A 24,712-nucleotide genomic window follows, 5' to 3' on the forward strand; every position below is an offset into this window, starting at 1 on the left:
TCGGTGGACTCCCACGAGCCTTGGTTTCGTTTCTAAGGGAACACAGCAAAAGGAGACTGTCCGCCACAAAGCATTGTTCGAACTTCGGCTGCCAGAAAAAGCGATCCCGTAACACAAATGGTCATGCCTTCCGAGCCGGATTGCAGAGCCAGTTTTATGGCCACATCCGGGTTTTCTGCAGGAGAGACATGAATTTCTTCGTGGGGTTTGCCTGAAGTGTTCAGTGGAATGACCTTTTCCACCAGTTCACGGGGTGGAATGCTCCTCGGATTTCCGACGAATCGCGTCAGAATAATCTTTTTGAAATGCGGCACCAGTAGTTTCAGCATTGCGGCAGCATCCTTATCAGCTGAAGCCGCAAAAATCAGAATACGCTCCTCGAACGGCACGCCCCGGCACTCCAGGCACCGAAGAAAGGCTTCGATTGAATCCGGATTGTGTGCTGCATCGACGATAAGAGTGTGGCCGGAGTATTGGAGTTGTTCAAACCTTAAGGGCCAGAATGTACTTCGAAGACCCTCCGCGATTGCGCTCGGCAATATGGAAAACCGTTTGTCCCGACAAAGCAATAAGCAGGCCTGCACAGCGAGAGAAGCGTTGGCTACCTGATGCTGACCGACGAGTGGAATCTGTAATGCGGGCAGTTGGGTGAATTCTGAACAGTTCCTGTCGGTCGAAAAGCGGAACGACTGACCCAATTCGCTATCAACAACATTGCTGAAATCAAAATCAGTCCCCAGACGCAGTCTTTCGCTGTTCCTGGAAAACGCTGTGTCCCGAACAACCTGATCTGCTTCTGGTGGTAGCATTCCCTGAACGACGGGGACACTTGGTTTGATAATCCCCGCCTTTTCTGCAGCAATCAATGCAACCGTGTTGCCGAGAATGTGAGTGTGATCCAGTCCAATGCTCGTGATGATGGTCACCAGCGGCGAGCACACATTGGTACAGTCCAGTCTCCCGCCAAGTCCAGTTTCAAGAACGACAATGTCAACCTGCTGATTGTCGAAGAACATCCACGCGAGCAGTGTCGTGATCTCAAAGAACGTGGGAACACCCAAACTCGATCGACCTGAGTGGTCAAATTCTTCAAGTACGAGTCTGACGCGATCGACAAGCTCAACCAGCTGCGCTGGGTTCGGCATGGCACCGTTCACGCGCATCCGTTCCTCGAAGCGAACAATGTGGGGAGAGGTGAATAAACCGACATTCAACCCTGCTGATCTCAGGATAGAATCCGTCATGGCTGCGGTGGATCCTTTCCCTTTTGTCCCTGCAATGTGGACCGCGGGAATCCGCAGGTGCGGTGAGTCGATCCGTTCGAGCAATTGCTGGATTCGCTCCAGCCGAAAGGGGTTACACTGACCGCTGGGACGAATTCGCTCGTAGTCGATGCGATCGTAAAGCCAGCAGACGGCCTTGTCATACCCCTCGTTGTTGGTCGTTTGCGGTTTGTCCATGCCGGCAGGTTCGATCGAGGGTTATTTGCCCGAAGTTCTTCAACGATCTGTTTCCATCATAGTTGTGAATTGTGAAGATTCTTCGCCCACTCATCCAGTGACGCGGGAAGTTGTCATAAGACAAAGCGACTCAGGTCTTCATCACGGCAGACATCATCGAGCCGCTGACGAACAAATTCAGCATCTACCACAATCGTTCGCGGACCGCAGTCCGGTGCCTCAAAACTAATTTCTTCCAGCAGTCGCTCCATAATCGTCTGCAGTCTTCTGGCGCCGATATTCTGAGTCGACTGGTTCACCTGAAAGGCAACGCTGGCCAGTTGATCGATGCCATCTGTCGTGAACTCCAGGCTGACATTATCGACAGACAACAGGTCGGTGTACTGTCGGGTGAGGGAACCTGATGGCTCTGTAAGTATACGGACCAGATCCTCCCGGGTCAGGTCCTGCAGTTCAACACGAATTGGAAACCGACCCTGAAGTTCCGGCATCAGATCGGCAGGACGAGAGCGGTGAAATGCTCCGGCGGCGATGAACATGATCTTTTCTGTGGAAACAACGCCGTAACGAGTACTCACAGTCGTCCCTTCGACGATTGGAAGCAGGTCACGCTGCACCCCCTGGCGAGAAACATCTGCGGACCTGGAGCCCTCGCCCGAGCTGCAGATTTTGTCGATCTCATCGATGAAGATCATCCCGGAATTTTCTGCGAGCTGGACGGCTTCTTCCTGAATGCTTTCCTTGTCCAGAAGTCCCTCAACTTCCTGTTCCATCAAATTGCGTCGAGCGTCGCGGACTGTGAGTTCACGCGAACTCTTCTGCCGTGGCATCATTTTCTCGAGCATTCCCTGCAGATCCATATCCATCTGCTCCATGCCCATGTTTGTAAACACCTGAACCGGGGAACTCTTTTGTTCAACGGCCATCTCCACGGTTCGATCTTCCAACTTCCCTGCGCGAAGCATCTGCCTGAACTTTTCAATCGTACGTTCACGGCGGGCGGATGCCGATTCCGGCGTTCTTTCTTCGACAGAAGGAGCCTTTCCCAACTCCCCGACGTCTACTTGCGGAATAGAGACTGCCTCCTCGGGCATGGAAACAGACGAGCTTTCTGATCTGTCGAAATCGTGGTCTTCGTCCAACGGGACCAGCATTTTGAGAAGCCTTTCCTCAACTCGCTTTTCGGCTTCTGCTTCCACCTCGCGCCGTCTTGTCGCTCGGACCATCCCGATCGCAGACTCAACAAGGTCTCTGATCATACTTTCAACGTCACGACCGTAGTAACCAATTTCGGTGTACTTCGTCGCTTCGACTTTGATGAATGGAGCGCCCGTCAATGTCGCGAGGCGCCGAGTGATCTCCGTCTTACCGACACCGGTGGGGCCAATCATCATGATATTGCGGGGCGTCACTTCCTTCCGCATTTCATCCGACAATTGTAGCCATCGCCATCGATTTCGAAGGGCAATCGCCACGGCTCGCTTTGCAGCCTGCTGACCAACGATGTGCTTATCCAGGTGTTCCACAACCTGTCGGGGCGTCATTTCTGACACGGTAGTTCCTCAATGATGATGTTCTGATTGGTATAGATGTCGATCTCTGCCGCAATCTTCAGTGATTCGCGAACGATCTCAACGGCCGTCAGATCGGAATGTGCCACCAGGGCTTTGGCCGCAGCAGTTGCGTACGCACCTCCGGAACCAATCCCCACAACCCCATCGGTCGGTTGTACGACATCGCCTTGTCCCGTTAACAGCAGCGTCAATTCTGCGTCGGCAACAATCATCATGGCTTCAAGCCGTCGCAAAGCCCGATCGGTCCTCCAGTCTCGAGCCAGATCTGTGGCCGCACGAGCAATGTTCCCCGGATAGTCTTTTGCCTTCTGCTCAAATCGTTCGAGCAGCGCGAAGGCATCGGCGGTGGAACCAGCAAATCCTACGAGCACGCGTCCATCGAGCATCCGTCGGAGTTTCTTGGTATCCGATTTCATGATGGTATTTCCGTAAGTCACCTGACCATCGGATCCAAGCACAATCGAACCTTTGTGGCGGACAGCCAACACCGTGGTGGCTCTCCAGACAGGACGTTCGTCGCCCGTTTTGCTACGCATTGATATTCCCGTGGAGCTTGATTGACGAAGGTGCGCCAAAGAAGTGGGTCAGTGCACCCTGTTGCTACGAATCGCTTTTATCCTGTCCGGGACGAAATACCATTTTGCCGAAAATCATGCGCCCGGCACTGCTTTGAAGAACGCTCGTCACGATGACACTGATCTCCCTGCCGACGAGATGAGCCGCGTTCTCGCAGATCACCATTGTACCGTCGTCCAGGTAACCGACACCCTGTTGTGGCACTTCGCCTTCCTTAATGACTTTAATGTCCAGGCGTTCTCCCGGGATATAACGTGGCTTCAGGGCGTTGGAGACGTCATTCAGGTTGATCACCGGAATTCCCTGAACACTTGCAACCTTATTCAAATTGAAATCGTTGGTGATGACTCCGCCACGCAGTTGTTTGGCGAGTGCGACGACCTTCTGATCGACCGTCATCATCTTAAAGTCAGTTCGCTGTGTTTCCTGAACGCGAACATCGACATGGCGGTTTTGCTGCATCCGGCCCAGAACCTCCAGTCCACGGCGACCGCGTACGCGTCGATTCTTGTCGCTGCTGTCCGCAATGTCCTGAACTTCCGCCAGTACGAAATCCGGCACAATCAGCTGGGACTCAATGATTTGCGTTTCGATGACATCAGCGATTCGGCCATCGATCAGCGAGCTGCTGTCAACAACCAGCGGGCGACCACTTTTCAAATCCCTCTGGAACTCGACGTAAGGAATGACAAATCGAAAGTCGTCTTTGGTTTGCAGCAGCAAAGAGACGCAGAGATACGGCATGATCAGCAGCGTCATCAGGACGACTGCCGTATGAAACGGGTTCGTGACCGGAACAATCGGAGTCAATGCCTGAATCATCAGATAGGCAAGCAAGACACCAACGAGTATTCCGAAATAGACCGCCGAAATCACCTCGATCCGCTTCTTGCGAATCATCACGTCAGCAATTGTCACAATCTGGGAGAGGAACAGCAGGACAAAGAACGCAAGTCCCTTGTTCTGCTCGATGATTCTGGGCAGCATGGAATTGCCGCCCATCACGTCATCTGTTTTTATGTACGCGAGGATTGCCCCGGCACAAATGATCAGATAAAGCAGGCGCAGAATGAGCAGCAACATTTTGATTGGGCTCGTGGAATGTTCTAAGACGGGGGCGTGTCAGGCGGGATCGTTTATCACTCTTGGCATTGTGACAGAAAAGAACACGTTGGCAACCTTGTTGGCGCGGAGGACAGGTAATCCTTACTTCTCGCTCGGCTGAGTTGCATCGAATTGCTCCCAACGGCGAGAATACTTCCCGGTCCAGTGAATTTCTAACGAACAAGTGAGAACCTTGCAGAATCCTGCCCCAACGATTCAAACGCGACTCCGGTCTATGCGTCCGTTTCTTCGAGTCGGAAAAATTGCAACATCGCCGCAATGCCTGATCCCCTGCGCGTTGCTTGTCGTAGTCCTGAACGTGTCGGACTTCTGTTTTGGCCGCATGTTACGGAGCCCCGCTGTCGGAGGCAGCCTGAATCTGCTTCAGGTTGCCGAACTGGCGTTTGACAGTTGTGAGCCCCTTCGTGGTATGCTTCAAGGCTTTGAAGAAATCGTACTCGGGGGACCATTCCACTCCATCGGAGTCTTTCTCCGGTTTATTTCTCGGCTGATAATTCTGGGAATGTTTGGCGTTGGTATCGCGAGAGCGACGGCTTATGGGATCTGCAGAGACCAGCGGCTGGGAATACTGTCGACGCTACAGAGTTCAGTAATGGCGACCGGCCGGGTTTTCCAGAATACATTGCTGGCAGGACTCCTGATTCTTCTTCCATGGCTCCTCGCCCATGCTGCCGGGCTGGCACTTTCCCTTTGCAACAGCATCGGTTTGCAGTCAATCGTCAGCGAACGTGTTCTCATTACGGTCCCATGGCTGATCAGTACTCTTTCGGTTCTCGTCATGGCCGTGGTGGTCTTTGGCTGGAGCTTTTCCATTGCGGCGATCGGTGTTGACCAGTGCGGAAGCGGGGATGCAATGTCTCGAGGCATAAGTTACTGCCTTTCACACAAGACAATGACCGTCGTCTGTTTCCTGCTTGCTGCCATGATGATGGTTGCCATCGGCAGCGTATTTCAGCTACTTGGCTCCGACGGCGTGGTTTTGACTCAGTCGATTTCAGTCTGGGCCATTCCGGATGGATCATCAATTACTCGTTCAGATTTTCACGTCTTCGTTACGTGGCTGAAGGAGACCGTACAGTTGAGCATTTTCTTTGCCATCGTTGGAGCGAGTTACATTTTTCTGAGATATCTGGAAGACGGAGTGGCAGTTTCCGAGATGCAAACCGGATCGCAGAGGTAGAACCCCATGTGTCTGAAGTTACGCCTTTCAGTGACTTTACTTGTGGCTTTCCTGGTTACGCACGCATCGCAGAATACGTATCTCATCGCTGCGGACGAGTCAGCGGCGGTAGAAACCTTCGATGCCGGATTGAAGCCATTTCTTCGCGACTTTTGCTTTGAATGTCATGCGGGTGAAGACGCATCGAGCGAACGAAACTTTGATACGCTGACTGGTGAACTTTCAACGACAGATCAGTTGATAGAACTGCAGGAAATCCTTGACCAGTTGAACCGAGGCGAAATGCCTCCGAGGGAAGCGAAACAACCAACAGATGATGAGCGGCGGAAGGCCGCACAATGGCTTTCCACTGTGATTGGTGAATACCATCGAAGGAATCGGTCAACAGGTGGCCAAACGATTCTGAGACGCCTGAACGCACGGGAGTATGAAAATACGATTCGTGACCTGCTGCACCTGAATATGAGCATGTTCAGACCCACGGCGTCCTTTCCCCGCGATCAATTAATTGAACATCGGGATAACGACGGAAAGACGCTGGTGATGTCAGGGTATTTGCTGAGCCAGTATCTTGATGCCGCTGAACGTATTGTCGAAAAGGCTATGTTTCCGCTGAACCAACCCATCGTCCAGACCTGGCACTTTGAGGACGGGTTTCGTCAACAGCCAGAAATTGATCAGGTCCATCGAAATACCAGTCGATTCCAGTACCTGATTCTATATGACGTTCCCGGAGCCGATAAACATGAAGGCGCGTATGCTCCGATTCATGCGTTTGCCGACGGAGTGCCCTATGACGGATACTACGACATAAAGTTTCGCGCAGCCGCATTAAATCGCCTGCACCCTTACGACGATCGTTTCCTGGGCCGCGACAGCACTGAGCCGCTTCGTCTCGCAGTCGTTGCGGGGAATCGAAACGCAGGGCCATTGCATAAGCCACAGCCAATCGAACCTGTGCTGGCTGAAGTGACCCTGGCCGACGGCTGGGACAACTACCAGGTCCGCGTCTGGCTGGACGCTGGTTTTACACCCCGTTTCATTTTTCCAAACGGACTCATGGATGCTCGAAGCCTGTGGGGAAACCTTCATCGACGGCACAGTGATTTGTTGCCCGAACCGGCAAATCGAGGCATCGTAGAAGTTCGTCGGAACGCAATCACGAATGGAAAGCTTCCACAGATCCATGTGGACGATATTACAATCTCGGGGCCACACTACGACGCCTGGCCAAGGCCATCACAGCTCGCTTTGCTGGGAGAAGACTGGTTGCGGGTCGTGTCCTCAGGCGAGCTGGATTCCGCGACGTTGACGCGGAATCTCCGGCGGCTGGCCTCTGAAGCTTATCGCCGGCCAGCGACGGATGACGAAGTCGCGCGACTTGTCAAGATCGCCACGCAGCAGAAGGATCTCGGCAGAAGCGATTTGCAGGCGTTTGGCGACTCCGTGAATGCACTGATTAGTTCTCCCGCGTTTGCCTACCTGGATGAGACATCAGCGGGCGCAGATGGGCCGCCGGGGCGATTGTCTCAGTTGGCTCTTGCTGCCCGATTATCGTACTTCCTCTGGGCATCGATGCCGGATGCGGAACTGACCGATGTTGCAATAAGAAACGAGCTGCAGACGCCGGAACAAATCCTCATTCAGTTCGACCGTATGCTGAAAGACCCAAAGTCCAGCGCATTCATCGAAGGGTTTCTTGACAATTGGCTGGCGTTGCGCGATCTCGGGTCAAGTCCTCCTGATCGCTCTGAATTCAGAGACTACTACCAGTACGATCTTGGAACTGCGATGAAAACGGAGACTCGTTTATTTGCTCGGTACCTGCTCGACAACAACCTGAGCGTTTGCAACTTCCTGGACTCAGATTTCACCATTCTCAACAAACCGTTAGCAGACCTGTATGGGCTGAATGAACCGTTCGAAGATGCAGGATTTCATCTGGTGAAACTGGCCGACCGACGTCGAGGCGGCCTGCTGGGACAAGCCAGTGTTTTGACCGTCACGGCCAATGGGATTGATACTTCGCCGGTTGTTCGCGGAGTCTGGCTTCTGAACAACATCCTCGGCACACCACCCTCACCGCCGCCACCGGATGTCCCTCCACTGGATCCGGATGTTCGTGGGGCAGAATCGATTCGGGATCAACTTGCAAAACACCGTGATGTCTCCGCCTGCTACGACTGCCATCGAAGAATTGACCCGCCGGGTTTTGCGCTGGAAAACTTCGACCCAATCGGGCGCTGGCGAGAGCGTTACAAGCGGGGACCGGTCATTGATGCATCCGGTGAGCTCCCCACTGGTCAGGACTTCAGAGACGTGCGAGGCTTGAAGAAATTGCTGCTGGAACAGGATGAACTCTTTATCCGAAATCTAACATCACAACTGCTGGCGTATGCGGTTGGCCGTGATATGGAAATTGAGGATCGTCCGGCTATCGATACCATCGTGGAAGCTGCTGTCGGTCAGGCTGCAGCCGACGGGCAGCCCGCCGGGTTTCGAGACCTGCTGCAACATGTCGTGACATCAGAGATTTTCCTGAGTGAGTAGATCACCATTGGATTCTGAATTCCAGAGCGTGGCCCTCGGAACCGGTTTCAGCTCAATCACGTTCATCCACTGCTGTCAGCCGGCTTTGTGAATGCCGTTCGAAAGACGACGGAAGATTCCATCAAAAGTCATCGTCTTCCTGGTTTCCAAACTGGTACTTGAAGTCCACGCACTTTTTGGCGCCGAGCCATTCCGAAATTGCAACGGCACCATCGACGGGCGAGGAAAGTGTCACGTAATCCAGACGGATCAAAACACCGGCACGAGTTGCATATCCGCCGTCACAGCTGAGCGAAAATTCCCGGGCAAATTCTGTTTCCGGAGTCACCGGCAACGCCCCCATTCGTTCTTCCAGTTTTTGATTCCACGCTCTGATCTCAGTCATTAGCTTCTCCGGACCAGAGGGTTCAGAAGCCTCGGGCAGGGATTCCTGCGGCTCTTCGATTTCCAAAAAACGGTTCTTCTGCGGCTGCTGTTGATAAAGTTCGATGGTTCCCTGATCGACGCCTGGTTGTTGGAGAACCAATTCCATTCGTCGCTCTTCCATCCGTTTGCGCAGGTTCTCCTGAACCTTTCGGATCTCTTCAATTCGTCCGCTGTCAGCTAGCTGAGTGGCCGTACGGATTTCTGAATACGTTCTCATGAGCTCTTCCTGCAGACTCGCCAGATCCGCATCATCTTCTCCAACTCCTGATTGAGAATTAATCGCGTTGATGGTGCGTCGGGCGGCCTCCTGATGAGGCTGTATGGAGAATTCAGGTGACCATGGCGGAATCAGACGCCTGGTTCGAGCGACCCCCGTCATAAAGTACATTCCAAGAACCTCCTGAATCCGTTCGGCTTCTGCCTCGGATGGCGCAATGCAGGTCAGTGTGAATGATTTCGGGAATTCCGGATCGATAACAATGACGCTGCCCCCAGCAGTCTCAAGCGAGGAAATCCACTGCTGCCGATCGTCTGATGCGCTGGCCGGAGATGCGAACAGGATCGATTGACCGAATAATCGAATCACGGCGTTAGGTGGAATACTCGCGGAGAGAGTACTGTAAACATTGCCAGCTGTCTCTGAGTCTGCAAAAGTTGCGACCAGAGTTGATTGCGGTGACAGGTAGATTTCGTCTGCTTCGGGGCCACGATGTTCCAGACTGGTGCCGCAATCGTAAGACTGTTCGGGTTGCAGAGTCGCCAATGACATCATATTGAAAAGGTCGCCATGTTTTGCGGCAACGAGGATGAGCATTGAAAGAACAGCGGCACACAGGCTCATTCCGTGAAGGCCGCCGAGCAATATCGTCGGGCCTGCGTTTGGAGGAGGCGAATTGACGGCCTCAAAAATGTTCAGTGTCAATTGCGCCTTTGTGCGGATGTTCAAAGGTTGATTTGCGAACTCGCGGTCAATTTCAATCAGTATGCAATCGGCAGTCTCGGGACGAACAGTATCCCCGTCGCCAGCGGCGTTCCGGAGATCAGCCGGCATGAACTCTCTCAGACGATGAATTACGCGTCCCGTTCGCATCACCATCGGAATGCCAGCGCCGATGAAAATACCAAGGAACAACAACCATTTGTCTCCGGTGGCTGCAGAAATCCCCAGCAATGCGATCGCTGCGATCACCCGAAACGCAACGTCTGCCAGCCAATGCCGAGAGAAAATCAGGACGTGCGCGACCCAACCCCCATCCAGCGGGAGAACGGGAATCAGGTTTAGTCCATTGAGAATGAGCATCAGCATCGCAATCTCACCCATGAGTTCATTTTCGAACCACAAACCGGCGACGCCAATTCCGATTCCAGCTGCGATTCCAGGAACCGGTCCGGCTAAAGATACCAGCACCTTCTTCCAGCTGGGTATGTTGTAGTGAACTCCGGTTACAGCTGCCCCGAACAGCGGAATAAAGAACATCCTCAGATTACGGTAGCCGAAATACCTCATCGTCAGGTAATGACCGAGTTCATGTAAGAACATGATCGGCAACAGCATCACCGCAAAACGCCACGACCAGTTTGCTGCTCCAATCCCCAGAAACAGACCGATGGATACAGCTAACAGAACGATGCCACTTAACCAGCCGGACTTTTTATCCTGGATCCTGCGAATCTCCCGGACGACATCTGCGTGCGCACCCGAAATAGGCATTGGCGGGGGCGTTTCACCACGTTCCAATGCCGCTTCACGCTGGTTGAGAGCCTCGATTCTAATGACGCGATCAATAGCAGGTTGCTTTGCACGAAGCTGGTCTTCTGATTTGAGCGGCCGAAAAAATCCCCTGCGGCAGTGATAATCGAAGAGGCCAGCATGATGTTCTGCGATCAATTCCCGCAAATCGTCGGTTGAGGATATCGTTTGGATATTGGCCTCATGGGGAGCCAGCATCGTCTGGTGATGGTTCCAGAGCTCATTGGGTGACGATTTCGGATAACGATGCAGCTCGAAAGTTGAAGGCCAGGAAGCATCAGGCGGCATGGATGTCGTAACCAGATACCGACCATCATCAAGAGCGGAGATGAAGGAGCATCCGATATGATAAGAGACCGGACGGTTGGCTCTCCATTCACGCACGGCCACACGCCCCATCGAAGTACCGCTTTCGTGACGCATACTGATCCACCAGATTGTGGAGTTGCAATGGCCATCCTCAATCATATGGGTGACGGATGAATCAAACCCACAGTCCTCCATTTCATCTGCCATCTGATCGAAGAGGATCGTTTGTTTTTCCGGCATATCAAACAGATCACCTTCGAACGGAGCCAAATCACTGACCGGAGGATCATCTGTCGAGGCAGGCAACGGGAGCCGGAGGATCTTCAGCAGCAGGAACATGATCAACAGCTTGACGGGATTTTTTGTCTCCAGCAGAAAGTCTTTCAGAGAAGCCCGTCGGCCATCGACCTTCCAGAACAGGTCTCCTTTGTAGTCGCCAACAGGACAGGCTGGCCGAACAGAGCAGTCGGCAGGTGAAGCAACGAAGCCAGCCGCTTCCCCCTGCGCACTCGGAATCGGCAGGGCGTGTGGAGACGACGGAAGCGACGGTGCTGTCTCGAACTTCACAGCAAATACACGCCCACACTCAGGGCAGCGTAGTCGCTGACCCGATTGCGCTGCATCTGGCAGACGCATTGAAAGTTGGCATTCCGGGCACTTCACTCGCCTTGCCATATCGCGACCACCGTTAAGCGTATTGGACGAATCAATCCGGCAGTGTAGGCATCATTGCAGTTAGAGAAAACGAATTCTCCCTGACTCGACGAAGCAATTTGAGATTGAGAGCCGTCGTTACTGATAGATCACGACCAGAAACACCAAAGCTTCCGACCGACCTGGATTCGAAATTTCATGGGAAACATCAGCTCGATAACTGGCAGAATCGCCTTTGTTCAATTCACATTTTTCGACATCAGAGGTGACCGCGACACGCCCTTTCTGAACGGTCAGAAATTCGCGAGTCCCCTCAAAGTGAGCGGCAGATTTCAGTGCCCCCCCAACATTCAGCAGCACTTCGTAAAATTCAACATCCTTCTCCAGATGCAGTGGCGACAATGTACGGATGGAACAGTTTTCGTCAGCGCGAAAAATGTGCGAACGATCCTCCGAGCGAATCACCTCAATGTTGGTTGGTGGTGCGACCTGCTCGATCAATTCACCGACGCTCATCCCCAGTGCATGGGCAATCTTGACAGTCACGGCAAGCGTTGGATTCGCCTGCTCCCTTTCAATTTGACTGAGCATCGACTTGCTGACACCGGACAGCTGAGCCATGACGTCAAGGGACCAACCCCTCTGGCGGCGAAGGTCGCGAATTCTCTGGCAGACATGACGGCTGACATCTTCTGCCGATTCCCGTGAAGTCGGCTTAGCGGCGCTTGTGGCTGAAAGAGCATTCCCGGACCGGGACTTACCTCCAGATTTTTTCATGGGATTTCCATTATCCTGCACAAGTCGTCTTGTAAGATGAACTTTCGTGTTCTAGTATTCCGAACACAGAATCCGGTATATTAAACAATGCCTGAAATCCAGCAAGTTGGGGTATCAAATGAAAGCTCTCGTCAAGCGACATCGCGAAAAGGGTTTATGGCTCGAGGATGTTCCGGAACCGACTGTTGGCCTGAATGACGTGCTGATAAAGGTCGATCGGACGGGTATCTGTGGCACCGATGTTCATATCTACGACTGGGATTCCTGGGCACAGAAAACAATTCCTGTTCCAATGGTCGTTGGGCACGAGTTTGTGGGAGAAGTGGTCGAAGTCGGTGCGAACGTGACTGACTTTCATCCGGGGGAGGTCGTCAGCGGTGAAGGGCACGTTGTTTGTGGCCGATGCCGCAATTGCCTTGCTGGGCGACGTCACCTTTGTGCGCATACGCAGGGCATCGGAGTGAATCGCCCGGGTGCATTTGCCGAATACATTTCGTTGCCAATGACCAATGTCTGGCATCATGCCGATGGCATTGACCGTGACATAGCCTCAATATTTGATCCGTTCGGAAATGCCGTGCATACAGCCCTGGCGTTTCCTGTTCTGGGAGAGGACGTCCTGATCACTGGAGCGGGGCCTATTGGATTGATGGCCACAGCCGTCGCGAGACACGCAGGGGCACGCTTTGTCGTGGTGACCGACGTCAATCCCTGGCGTCTTGAACTCGCAAAAACGATGGGGGCTACGAAAGCTGTCAATGTCCGGGAAGAATCACTGGAGGCCGTCCAGAAGGATCTTGGCATGGCGGAAGGCTTTGATGTTGGTCTCGAGATGTCGGGAAATCCGTCGGCATTCAGAGACATGCTCAGGAACATGGCCCACGGAGGGAAGATTGCCATGCTCGGAATTCCTTCAGAAGACATCTCCATCGACTGGAATCTGGTTGTCTTCAATATGCTGACCATTCACGGGATTTACGGTCGGGAAATGTATGAAACCTGGTACAAAATGACAGTCATGCTGCAAAGTGGCCTGGATATCAGCCCCGTGATTACCCACCGACTTCATTACACGGAATATGAAGAGGGGTTTGCGGCGATGAAGTCAGGTCAGTCGGGAAAAGTGGTTCTGAAGTGGTAGTGCATTCGGTCAGTGGCGACCTCTGTTGAATCTCTCCGGTAGTGGCATCGACGGGTCCGGCAGCACCGGTATTTTGGCGACACATTCTCAATTCACATTGTTATTGAACCCAACAAATACAGCGGGGTGTCAAATCTAATGTCTGCTTTTCTTGACCATCTGACGTCTCAGCTCGGGGACATCCGAACCCAGGGCTTGTTCAAGTCTGAACGGACAATCGATTCTCCGCAGAATGCCGCGATACGCCTGCAGGACAACACTACGGTCCTGAATTTGTGTGCAAACAACTATCTCGGGCTGGCTGACCATCCGGAAATCGTACGTGCAGCTCACGACGGGCTGGATCGGTGGGGTTATGGAATGGCGTCCGTCCGATTTATATGCGGGACACAGGCCGTTCATCGTCAACTGGAAACCAGGATCAGTGAATTTCTGGGAACCGACGATACGATCCTGTACAGCTCCTGTTTTGATGCCAACGGCGGCCTGTTCGAAACACTTCTGACGGAAGAAGACGCCGTCATCTCGGATCAATTGAATCACGCCAGCATCATTGATGGCGTTCGATTGTGTAAAGCGAAGCGTTTTCGATATCGCAACAACGACATGACGGATCTGGAGGTTCAACTCCGGGAAGCAGCAGGCTGCCGTCACCGATTGATTGCAACGGATGGTGTGTTTTCGATGGATGGATATCTGGCAAACCTGCCTGCCATCTGCGAACTGGCAGACAAATACGATGCCGCTGTGATGGTTGATGATTCCCATGCCGTGGGTTTTATGGGCGTCAATGGCGGCGGGACACCTGAGCATTTCGGGGTCAGTGATCGAATTGACATCATCACGGGCACTCTTGGAAAAGCATTGGGAGGTGCCAGTGGTGGGTACACATCGGCCAGGCAGCCGATTGTCGATTTGCTCCGGCAAAGATCGCGGCCGTATCTTTTTTCAAATACACTCGCCCCCCCGATCGCAGCAGCTTCGCTTCAGGCGATTGATTTACTCAGAAGCTCGGGCGATCTTCGTCAGAAGCTCCGCGAGAACACCGCATGGTTTCGGCACCAGATGACGAAAGCCGGGTTCAATATCCTTCCTGGTGAACATCCCATCGTGCCTGTTATGCTGGGCGATGCAGAACTTGCAACAAGGATGGCGGAGGAAATGCTGAAACGCGGAATTTACGTTGTTGGATTTTCGTTCCCAGTCGTGCCTCGCGGCCAGGCTCGGATTCGTACTCAAATGTCTGCGGCACACGACCGCGAACACCTTGAGCGAGCGGTTGATGCCTTCACCGAAGTCGGACGTCTACTCCAGCTGATCTGAGAACAGTTCTTTCCTCTCGAAAGGCCTCGAGAAGCCCTGAATCCATGCATGTGGTCTGCTACGAACTGGGCGAATTCACTTCTGATTGACCAGATCGAATCGCAGAAAGCGGCACAACACGGACCGTGGTTCCTAATCGTTTGGCCCGGCTGCTTACGATTGCCCCATGCTTGCCAGCACATAGATGATCGCGAACAGCAATCCGAGAATCGCAGCAATACCAATCAATGCTGAACTGGACAGTGATAGCGACCGGTCCCCGAAGTCGAAATAAAGGGCCGGCGGCTTCTCTTCTCCGGGTTCGGCAGGAGGTGTCGCCTTCGCTTTCTTCTCCTTTTCCCTGGCACGCGGATCAGGTTCCTCACGGCTGGGGGCACGGAACGCGATACCAGCTGTGCGGGGTGCAAACGAACCCATTTCGTCATCCTGCAGCATCGTGGATGTGTAATTAGACCGGCGGTCTTTGTCAGTGTTGTTTTCGTCACTGAACACATCGTCAAAAATGGCGGAGATAACTTCCTCTTCCTGCTTCTTCTTTTTCCGAACTGCCTGGACGGCCTTCTGCCGCCGTGGAACACTTTTCTTGCCAGCCTTTTGACGACTTACCGCCGACTTACCACTCGGTTGCTCTCGATCAGCGGCGACGACAGATGCAGTGCCCGTTGTAGCAGCATCTGACGGGCCCGGTTTCTCGGTTGATGCCACTATTGGTATCGATGGCTGACTACCGGAGAGCCTTGCAGCTGGGGTGGTTCCGGAACCCACTTTGGGCCTTGTGATATCGCCATCTGATTTTCGCGAACGTTTGCGGGATTTTGCCGCACGGGCAGCTGAATCGGCGTTCTTTCTCCCGTCGGGCGAAGTGTCAGATTTCCTGGTTGATTTCTCACCGGACTCGCTGGATCCAGCGTCGGAAGTTTGTTTCTTCCGTCCGGCCTTTCGCTTGTTCGAAATCCTGGACTTACGCGTTCCTGCTTCAGCGTTTCCGCTGAGCGACATGGTTGCCCAGACATCCTCGCTGTGTAACTCGCCGTCGACATCTTCGGTATTTGCTGCAGACTCTGGCTCAGAAGCCTCCGATGAATCGTCATCGGCAACGTTGCCTGCCGTCGCAAGTCGAAACGTCGCTTCTTCTTCTTCGTCTTCACTGCTGAGGGTTTCTGATTCCGGTGAAGCGACAGCAAACGCACGTTCCAGATCGTCATCGTCATCGCTCAGCGGAACAAAGTCATCATCAGAATCGCTGTCCCCAGCGGAAACTTCTCCATCTGAAAGAGGGACATAGTCGTCTCCACCTTCTGCCGCAGTCTCGGCGGCAAGTTCGCGTTCAAGCCACTCTTCCTCCTGCTCTTCACGCTCGAGACGCTCGCGCTCGAGACGCTCTTGTTCTTCACGTTCGAGTCGCTCTTGCTCTTCACGCTCCAGACGCTCAAGTTCGAGACGCTCCTGCTCTTCGCGTTCCAGGCGCTCGCGTTCAAGACGCTCCTGCTCTTCGCGTTCCAGACGCTCGCGTTCAAGCCGCTCCTGCTCTTCGCGTTCCAGACGCTCCTGTTCGAGGCGCTCCTGCTCTTCGCGTTCCAAACGTTCGCATTCGAGACGTTCTTGCTCTTCGCGTTCGAGCCGCTCTTGCTCTTCGCGTTCCAGACGCTCCTGTTCGAGGCGCTCCTGCTGTTCGCGTTCCAGACGCTCAAGTTCGAGACGTTCTTGCTCTTCGCGTTCGAGACGTTCAAGTTCGAGACGTTCTTGCTCTTCGCGTTCGAGACGTTCAAGTTCGAGACGTTCTTGCTCTTCACGCTCCAGACGTTCAAGTTCGAGACGCTCTTGCTCTTCTCGTTCGAGTCGCTCGCGTTCGAGACGTTCTTGCTCTTCGCGTTCGAGTCGCTCTTGTTCGAGCCGCTCCTGCTCTTCACGCTCGAGGCGTTCTTGTTCGAGCCGCTCCTGCTCTTCTCGTTCCAGACGTTCGCGTTCGAGACGTTCTTGCTCTTCTCGTTCCAGACGCTCGCGTTCGAGACGTTCTTGCTCTTCTCGTTCGAGTCGCTCTTGTTCGAGCCGCTCCTGCTCTTCACGCTCGAGGCGTTCTTGTTCGAGCCGCTCCTGCTCTTCTCGTTCCAGACGTTCAAGTTCGAGCCGTTCCTGCTCTTCACGCTCCAGACGTTCGCGTTCGAGCCGCTCTTGCTCTTCGCGTTCCAGTCGTTCGCGTTCGAGACGTTCTTGCTCTTCTCGTTCGAGTCGCTCTTGCTCTTCACGTTCCAGTCGTTCGCGTTCGAGACGTTCTTGCTCTTCTCGTTCGAGTCGCTCTTGCTCTTCACGCTTCAGACGTTCAAGTTCGAGACGCTCCTGCTCTTCTCGTTCCAAGCGTTCGCGTTCGAGCCGTTCCTGCTCTTCGCGTTCCAAGCGTTCTTGTTCGAGCCGCTCTTGCTCTTCGCGTTCCAAGCGTTCGCGTTCGAGACGCTCTTGCTCTTCACGCTCCAGACGCTCTTGCTCTTCACGCTTCAGGCGTTCTTGCTCCAGACGTTCCTGCTCTTCACGGACTTTGCGTTCTTTTTCCAGGCGTTGTTTTTCGGCGCGTTCCTTTTCGAGTCGTTTTCGCTCTTCTCGTTGTCGGCGTCGCAATTCGCTGGCAGCCTGCGCGAGAGAGGCCTGCTCTGAGGCGGCTTCCTTTTGTGCAGCCTCTTCGGCTTCGGCTTTCTGGCGTTCAGCGTCGGCCTTCTCTTTTGCCTTGCGCGCTCGCTCTGCTCGCAATCGAGCGGCCATTGCCTTGGCATCTTTGATCGTTTCCAGAGGATTATCCGCAGCCTGTGGCTTCGATGCGGAACCCTCGGATCGTACAGCCGCCGGCATTTCATGGGTTGGCTGCTGCGACAGCTCATTGCGTTGCGAAGGTCGGCTACGTGTCTGTCGAGGCGCTTGTTCTGACGCAGGGATCTGATCGATCGATGCTTCACTCGTTTTCAGACCCCGGCGGAGTTCAGCCACCGTAGGCGTTAACTCCATTGGAGCATCCGGAGAATCAGTTGCATCGCCGAAGTCATCATTACTGGTTAACTGCGGACGATCCGGATTCATTCGGGCCGTGGGCCCCTTACGGGACGCAGTCTTCTCCGTCGTTTTCGTGGCCGGAGCTTCGTCAGGCGTAAGTATTCCTGCCAGTTCTTCGAAGTGTTTCCGGATGTCACGCAGCGTCGTGGGCTGGAACATCGTTGTACCGTACTTCGTGGAATTCAGCTTGCGTTTGACTTCAGGTTCGTCGTTTGTCGCGAACACTGCGACGCAGGGTGTCTTCAGCGATCGCGCATAGGCCTGAATCTGGGGGTAAATTTCCAGCGTGGCGTCTGAATCTTCATCTGCAAAAAACAAAATGCCGCCGGGAGCATTATTCCCTTTCAGCCTTTCAAGGGCTTCCGCGTGATCACTCAGGAACTCAAGTTGGAACGCGTACTTTTCAAAGTACTGGTTCAGAACCTTTCGACGTTTTCGTGACGTATCAACGACCAGCAGCTTGAATTCCGGGCGTCCAAAGGCTGCATCTGCGGCAGCATTTCTGGTTCCTTCCACCACAGCATCGGGATCGCCGAGTTCGGCGAGGGCCAGTCGAAGGTCCCGACAAGCTTCCCCAACGGTCTGGTAACGATCAGATGGATTCACATCCATCATCTTCGAACAAATGCGAGCGACACAGGGAGGCAGGCTTGGTTTGATCAGGTTGACTGGCCGCACACTCGAATACCGCTGGAGCTGCAGGCGTTCTTCGCGATCTGCCGTCCGCGGCCATGGCCCCTCACCGGTGAGCAGTTCGTAGTAGATCGCTCCGGCAAAAAAAATGTCGCTGCGCGGGTCGTTGCGTGGAGCGTTGGTTCCGCGTTCAAGCGAAGCATACTCAAGCGCTCGCTGCACGTCGTCGCTGGTTCCTGCCTGGTTGGGGTTTTCGGCCCCCGCGAGTCCAAAGTCGACAAGCTTGGCGACACCGGTACTGCTCATCAGAACATTAGTCAGCTTCAGGTCACGATGCGTGGCCCCCAGCGTCAATGCGTATTCCAGTGCAGAGCAGATCTCGTAGATGCACTTTGTCGCCTCCAGTGGAGCCAGCACCTGCCGAATTTTCATAAAATCCCGGAGGTTGCCACCTTCGACGAATTCCATCGTAAAGAAGTGGTACTTACCCTCATTTCCAATATCGAAGATTGGAACAATGTTGGGGTGAATGAACTTCATGCAGATCCGAGCTTCACGCTCGAACCCCTGAACCGCTTTGGGATCATCTGCCCATCGTTCTCGAAGCAGTTTGAGAGCGACGATCTTATTGTCATCTACCGTGGCGGCTCGGAAAACACGAGCAAAACTTCCGGACGCGTTTCGGTAAAGCAGCTTGTATCGCCCAAGAACCAGCCCATCCGTCTCGCCTTTCAGGATTCGGCCTGTCTGTAAAGGCGTGAGCAGCTGTCGACGTTCCAGAACGTCCAGCATTTCGCGCATTGTCTCACAGCCCGACATCTCAGCGTCAACCGTAGCCCATTCGGCTGGTTTCAGCAGACGAGACGTCAGCAAAAAAGACTTCAGACCGTCTTTCGTTTTGATCGGCGGCATTGACCGAGAATGCTGTCGGAGGAAAGTGAGCGGAACGCTAACTCGAATGCAGTGACTGCAGGTTCAAGAAAGGAGAACGAGAAAAGAACGTGGGATGGTGTCATTTTCCGTGCCACATCCGGGGAACGCGAGAGCCTGGGTGTGGGACATGCTGGAGTACGAAATGACACCTCAAGTTGTTTGGTCACCTTTTGCAGAAATCACCGGACAAGAAAAGTCGCACGTCCATTGCAGGGAAATGACCCGGAACCTGCCTGCTGCCGCCCTGCAACATGCCTTTCATAAATCCTATCACCTGAGCCAGGTCGTTCAACTTTTTCACCCTGGGTTTACGCAGCGAAGCAAATCTAGCGTGGTTTGGATTGATTTGACTGTCATTCTACTGCACAGACGTTACGTATCGCCGCCCGACCAGGGCCACTATCCCGTACAACACCGTTTATTCAAATAAGCCGACCGGGCGGAAGATTCCCTGCGGCTCATCCAGTTTGATTCAGCCTGATAGCGACCGTGGGTACCGCAGTGGCATCTGCTTCAGGTAACAGCCTCAATCGGCGCCGCCCGCGAAGAAACATCGGCGAAAGTGGCCGGCGCGGCGGCTTGAGGCGGCCACCAATCCTGCACCCCAAGTAAACTCAGCATATCCCTTCTGAGCTGATCCATGATTGGATCTGTTCCTCCCCTGGCCCGGGGTGTGTTCGCTGGGACTTCAATGGCAGCTCCAACATTAATTTCAACGTGCCATTCCGGCCGAATGGTCACGGCATCCGTCATGTCTTCTTCAAGTCGATGGACAGTTTCGATGATGCGTTCGGCCGATACATGGCCGCAGACGCCTTCTTCCAGATAACCTGGTGGATAAAGTGACAGGCATTGAAGGTAGTAAGCGTCGGTGAGTTGCCTCCACCTTCGATCCCGCTCCAGAGGCGGCAAACCGCCTTTGACCAGATCCGGCAGCATGGCGGATCGCAAGTCCTTTACCCTGGCGATCACGTCACCACAACGGCGTTCGCCAAGCCATTCTTCTTCGTAGGGATGCAAAACGGCATCAATCAGTTTTCCCATTCGATGTTTGAGACTGCCGGTTTGGGGCTGACCCAGACATTCAATTTCACGTGCAGCCAGCAAAGCCTGACCCAACTGATGAACGCGTGAAACGATCGATTGATGCCCATGCGACTTCCAGAAAGTTCGGGATTCCAGTCGGTCCAGCACACCGCGGATGGTTTCTTCCGGGTCTCCCTTCAGCTGGTACCGAATCGAAACAGGGTGAATCACAACCGGGGCCGTTTCACCTGCCCTGACTCGTCTTTTGGCTGCCGCTCTGGCGATGAAAGAAACCCCATCCATCAACGACAGCAGCCGATCGTTGGCTCGAGAGATAACCCCTTCCGGAAAAATCATCAGGGGGCGTTCTGCAGTCGTGACAATTTCAATGGACGTCTCCAGAGCCTGCCGATCCAGCCCTTCCCTGTAAATGCTGAATCCACCAACGCGGTTCGCCACGAATGCTTCAAGACGTGACTGCTTGAAGATGTGCCAGCTTGCCATCGCGTAAAGGTAGCAGGGCGTTTGCTTCACAAGAACGCCCATCAGCATCGGGTCAGACGGCCGGCAATGATTCGGACACAGGATGATACCTCGCCTGGCTGCGATAGACTCCCGGAGATGGTCCAGGCCATTGACACGATAGCTAACAATCCCGTACGCCGACTTCAGAAATCTATCCAGGTAAAATCTCTGTACAATCCAGGCCCAGACTTTCCCCCGGTGTGGTGGAATAAAATGGTAGGGTTCGTCAATGACCACCTTATGCATGAATCGAAGACTTTGTGCGTAGGAAATGCGCTGACATTCAGTCGACGGAAAAACTGAATTGGGTATTCGGGGTTAACGCTAACAGACTGAACCGCGTTAAAGAATCGGCGAAGGTCGCTCCCCGGGGGAATCCGCAGAAATTGAGCCCTTCAAACTCGAAGTTCTGGCATCGTTTGCAGGATTCGTTTCTTTCGCGTCTGTGCATGCCGTTGAAACGCAGTGCCGCGTGCATTTCGGGATTCTACTGACTAAGCTTTTTCAGTTCAGAAGTGTTACTCTTCTCAACCGACTGCCGTGCGACGTCAGCACGACCACCCCGATAACCCCCTCCCGCCCCTCTCAAGGACATCCTGCCATGTTAAACCGTAGAAAGTTCCTGTACACAACTGGTGCCGCAACTGCAGCCTTCGCAGCTCCAGCTCTGGTTCGCGGCCAGAACCTGAACAGCAAGTTGCAACTGGCCGGGATAGGTTGCGAAGGTAAGGGCTGGTCAGACATCCATGAAATGTCTTCTCATCCTCAGATTCGCTTTGCCGGATTCTGCGACGTCGACTTGTCGCGAACCGAAAAGGTCCGGGAGCTGGCTCCTGAAGCGCCGGTGTTTCAGGACTACCGTGAGATGCTTTCGGAACTGGGAGACAAGTTTGATGCAGTGACCGTATCGACCCCGGATCACATGCATGCGTACATTGGGTTGGATGCAATGCGTCAGGGAAAACACGTCTACTGCCAGAAACCTCTGACGCACAATGTCTGGGAGGCTCGGCAAATGACGCTGCAGGCCAGAAAATCCAACGTCATCACAAGACTGGGAAACCAGATCCACTCGCATGGTTTCTACCGAACTGCCGTCCATGCAATTCAGTCCGGGCTGATTGGAAAAGTAAAACAGGTTCATAGCTGGTGTGCAGCAACCGGCCACGGCAAGTCTTTTCATATCAGTCGACCAGAAGGAAACGTTCCCCATCCTGCGACTGTGGACTGGAACCTCTGGATCGGCGTTGCGCCCATGCGTCCGTACGGCGGCATGAAGGTCTACCATCCATGGGGATGGAGAGACTGGCAGGATTTCGGGAATGGAGCTCTTGGAGACTTTGGCTGCCATATTTTCGATCCCGTGTTCACAGCATTGAAGATCAACAAAGCCCCGACTCAGTTCACAGCTGACCATACCGGTATGAACCATGAAGTATGGCCAGCTCAGACCACCGTCAACTACATCTTCCCCGGGACGGAATTTACATCCGGGGACACTATCGCAATCTCCTGGAATGACGGGGGCAGACTGCCTTCAAGAAACGGTTCACACCTGCCGTCCGGCGAGGGATTGCCGTCCAGCGGATCCCTTTTTATCGGCGAGAAGGCGTCGCTCGTTCTCCCACATGTGGGTAAGCCGCGCGTCTATCCGGAATCACCTCTTGAAGAATTGGACAACCAGAACCACTATCACGGATGGGTGGATGGCTGCATCAGTGGTAAGCAACCCAGTGATGGGTTCGATTACGGCGGTCCACTGACGGAAGCTGTGTTGCTGGGAAATATTGCTGTGCGGTATCGCGGGACAACGCTCAAATGGGATTCCGAATCGATGACAATCCTGAACCACACTGACGCTAACAGATGGCTGCGTCGGGAATACCGTGACGGCTGGGATATTCCTGCCGTCAGCTGACAAGAATTCAACCAAAGTGACTGAAACGGACGAATCCCAAACCTGGTGGACACGCATCGCAGTACGACTTGGTGCTGCCAGTGCGGCTAAAGAAGTACGCCGAGTCCTCTCCACGGATACCCACCATGGCGAATCGGAATCCGCGTCACTGCTTCGCAAACGGCTGCGGGCAGTGACGCTGCTTCTGTTCCTGATTCGGGCAACGTTCGCGGTTCGCCAGCTTTTGTCCGATCACATGGATTTGTCCACACGGCACGGAGTTGTCATTGGGTGCCTGGCAGTCCTTTTCGTCGGTCTCCAGCGATCGCCTCTGTTGACGTCTCGCAGGCTCCGGATTGTTGAGGTCGTGCTCTTTCTCGGGTTCTCCGTGGATTCGGCGATGACCCTGAATGAGCGGCTTGCCCACATCGGCAACGAGATGACTCACACTGAAGCGAGTCATCCCGCTCAGGTCGTAGAACTGGTTGCGGCGATTAAAGACCAGGTCGTGGCCTCTATTGGTCTCATGCTGATCTACGGAATGTTCATTCCGAACTCAGGTCGAAAAGCTGCCCCGGTGGTCCTGTTGATGGCGACAATTCCTGGTCTGGTTGTGTTTGGAAATCGACAGTCTCGGGAGGAGTTGAATTCCTTCCGCAGGAGGAATGCAGAAGCGGTAGAGCAACTAAGAGGCGTCAATTTACTGACGCTCACGATCGGCGCTGTATGCAGCATCTATGGCACCGTAGTGATTAACGAACTTCGGCGACGCGCCATAAATGCTGAGGAAATGGGCCAATATCAGCTGCGTCGCAAACTTGGCCGCGGCGGGATGGGAGACGTCTACCTGGCAGAACACAAATTGTTAAGACGACTTTGTGCGCTGAAAGTCATTCGTCATGACCAGGCTACCGATCCGGTTATGATGGGGCGATTCGAACTGGAAGTGCGCGCGACCGCGTCGCTAACCCACTGGAATACGATCCAGGTGTTTGACTACGGGCAAACCGATGATGGTCGCTTTTTCTATGTCATGGAGTACCTGAAGGGCAGGAACTTGCTTGAGATTGTTCGCCACTTCGGTCCCATGTGCGCAGAACGGACGGTCTTTTTGCTGATGCAGGTCTGCGATGCACTCCGAGAATCTGCGTCACGTGGCCTGGTGCACCGAGACATCAAGCCCAGCAACGTTTTCCTTGCGGCACTGGGGGAACGTTATGATGTTGTCAAGCTGCTGGATTTTGGTCTGGTTCGTCCCCTGAAGGGCATGCCGAATGCGGACACCGATGGTGATCACCTTATCCATGGCAGCCCTCGATATATGTGTCCGGAGCAGGCTCAGGGGCAAGTGCCCGACATTCGCGGCGATCTTTATTCACTTGGTGCCGTTGCCTATTTTCTGCTGACAGGGCGGCCACCGTTTTTACTGGATAACCCGGTTAAGTTGATCGTCGCGCACGTCAGTGAAACTCCGGATTCCTTTCAGGATCTGGGCGTTGATGTCCCCGATGGACTCAGCAGGATCGTCCTCCGCTGCCTGAACAAATCACCGGATGATCGGTACTCCAGTCCGGACGAACTGCAACGGGATCTCAGGAGCCTCCCGGAGTTTCAGAAATGGTCATGGGAGCGGGGAGAGCAGTGGTGGCGAATGAACCTGCCAGCTCTGGTCGCCGAAGCAGATGCATTGCACCTGCAGCCTCACGATGCGGCATCACCAACGGATAACGCCATCGAAGCCGCCCTCGGACCAATGGATGATCCCGCTTCAAGCAGCGTCGGGTTTAACGATGAAACGGTGATCGATATTTGAC

At 53.9% G+C, this 24,712-nt stretch carries 14 protein-coding genes; 6 read left to right on the forward strand and 8 right to left on the reverse strand.

Features of this window, described 5'->3' with window-relative positions; translation table 11 throughout:
- Nucleotides 1-32: 32 nt before the first annotated feature.
- The 4 genes from R3C20_07435 to R3C20_07450 all read right to left on the reverse strand — a co-directional run bounded on the left by R3C20_07435 (nucleotide 33) and on the right by R3C20_07450 (nucleotide 4,693).
- Nucleotides 33-1,460 (reverse strand): folylpolyglutamate synthase/dihydrofolate synthase family protein, encoded by a 1,428-nt coding sequence (locus R3C20_07435; GenBank protein MEZ6040321.1) that lies wholly within the window; start codon nucleotides 1,458-1,460, stop codon nucleotides 33-35.
- A gap of 113 nt (nucleotides 1,461-1,573) precedes the next feature.
- On the reverse strand, nucleotides 1,574-3,004 hold the full coding sequence (gene hslU / locus R3C20_07440; GenBank protein MEZ6040322.1) for an ATP-dependent protease ATPase subunit HslU: 1,431 nt from the start codon (nucleotides 3,002-3,004) through the stop codon (nucleotides 1,574-1,576).
- Entirely contained in the window at nucleotides 3,001-3,570 is a 570-nt protein-coding gene (gene hslV / locus R3C20_07445) for an ATP-dependent protease subunit HslV (GenBank protein ID MEZ6040323.1), read from the reverse strand. Before hslV ends, hslU begins: the two co-directional genes overlap by 4 nt.
- Before the next feature lie 64 nt (nucleotides 3,571-3,634).
- A complete protein-coding gene (locus R3C20_07450) occupies nucleotides 3,635-4,693 on the reverse strand; it encodes a PIN/TRAM domain-containing protein (GenBank protein ID MEZ6040324.1) in 1,059 nt (352 codons plus the stop codon).
- A 205-nt stretch (nucleotides 4,694-4,898) separates the two neighbouring features.
- Between R3C20_07450 and R3C20_07455 the strand changes: the two genes are divergently transcribed.
- Together R3C20_07455 and R3C20_07460 are read left to right on the forward strand one after the other, a co-directional pair.
- Nucleotides 4,899-5,915 carry a hypothetical protein gene (locus R3C20_07455; protein ID MEZ6040325.1) on the forward strand — a complete coding sequence of 339 codons (1,017 nt, stop codon included), beginning with the start codon at nucleotides 4,899-4,901 and terminating at the stop codon, nucleotides 5,913-5,915.
- A 6-nt stretch (nucleotides 5,916-5,921) separates the two neighbouring features.
- Nucleotides 5,922-8,465 carry a DUF1592 domain-containing protein gene (locus tag R3C20_07460; protein MEZ6040326.1) on the forward strand — a complete coding sequence of 848 codons (2,544 nt, stop codon included), beginning with the start codon at nucleotides 5,922-5,924 and terminating at the stop codon, nucleotides 8,463-8,465.
- A gap of 121 nt (nucleotides 8,466-8,586) precedes the next feature.
- Here R3C20_07460 and R3C20_07465 read toward each other — a convergent pair whose 3' ends face one another.
- The gene (locus R3C20_07465) at nucleotides 8,587-11,586 is read right to left on the reverse strand and encodes a hypothetical protein (GenBank protein ID MEZ6040327.1); all 3,000 of its coding nucleotides are present in this window, start codon (nucleotides 11,584-11,586) and stop codon (nucleotides 8,587-8,589) included.
- Nucleotides 11,587-11,742: 156 nt separating this feature from the next.
- Nucleotides 11,743-12,381 (reverse strand): XRE family transcriptional regulator, encoded by a 639-nt coding sequence (locus tag R3C20_07470; GenBank protein ID MEZ6040328.1) that lies wholly within the window; start codon nucleotides 12,379-12,381, stop codon nucleotides 11,743-11,745.
- 118 nt (nucleotides 12,382-12,499) lie between these two features.
- Between R3C20_07470 and tdh the strand changes: the two genes are divergently transcribed.
- Together tdh and R3C20_07480 are read left to right on the forward strand one after the other, a co-directional pair.
- Complete coding sequence (gene tdh, locus R3C20_07475; protein ID MEZ6040329.1) at nucleotides 12,500-13,522, forward strand: L-threonine 3-dehydrogenase; 1,023 nt, start codon at nucleotides 12,500-12,502, stop codon at nucleotides 13,520-13,522.
- A gap of 138 nt (nucleotides 13,523-13,660) precedes the next feature.
- Nucleotides 13,661-14,845 (forward strand): glycine C-acetyltransferase, encoded by a 1,185-nt coding sequence (locus R3C20_07480; GenBank protein MEZ6040330.1) that lies wholly within the window; start codon nucleotides 13,661-13,663, stop codon nucleotides 14,843-14,845.
- Between the two features lie 153 nt (nucleotides 14,846-14,998).
- Here R3C20_07480 and R3C20_07485 read toward each other — a convergent pair whose 3' ends face one another.
- Nucleotides 14,999-19,429 carry a protein kinase gene (locus R3C20_07485; protein MEZ6040331.1) on the reverse strand — a complete coding sequence of 1,477 codons (4,431 nt, stop codon included), beginning with the start codon at nucleotides 19,427-19,429 and terminating at the stop codon, nucleotides 14,999-15,001.
- 534 nt (nucleotides 19,430-19,963) lie between these two features.
- A complete protein-coding gene (locus tag R3C20_07490; GenBank protein ID MEZ6040332.1) occupies nucleotides 19,964-21,247 on the reverse strand; it encodes a 1-acyl-sn-glycerol-3-phosphate acyltransferase in 1,284 nt (427 codons plus the stop codon).
- Nucleotides 21,248-21,602: 355 nt separating this feature from the next.
- Between R3C20_07490 and R3C20_07495 the strand changes: the two genes are divergently transcribed.
- Nucleotides 21,603-22,919: a Gfo/Idh/MocA family oxidoreductase gene (locus tag R3C20_07495; protein ID MEZ6040333.1), complete on the forward strand. Its 1,317-nt coding sequence runs from the start codon at nucleotides 21,603-21,605 to the stop codon at nucleotides 22,917-22,919.
- Nucleotides 22,920-22,935: 16 nt separating this feature from the next.
- A complete protein-coding gene (locus tag R3C20_07500; protein ID MEZ6040334.1) occupies nucleotides 22,936-24,711 on the forward strand; it encodes a serine/threonine-protein kinase in 1,776 nt (591 codons plus the stop codon).
- Nucleotide 24,712: the final 1 nt, after the last annotated feature.

Source organism: Planctomycetaceae bacterium (genome assembly GCA_041398825.1).
GTDB lineage: Bacteria > Planctomycetota > Planctomycetia > Planctomycetales > Planctomycetaceae > F1-80-MAGs062.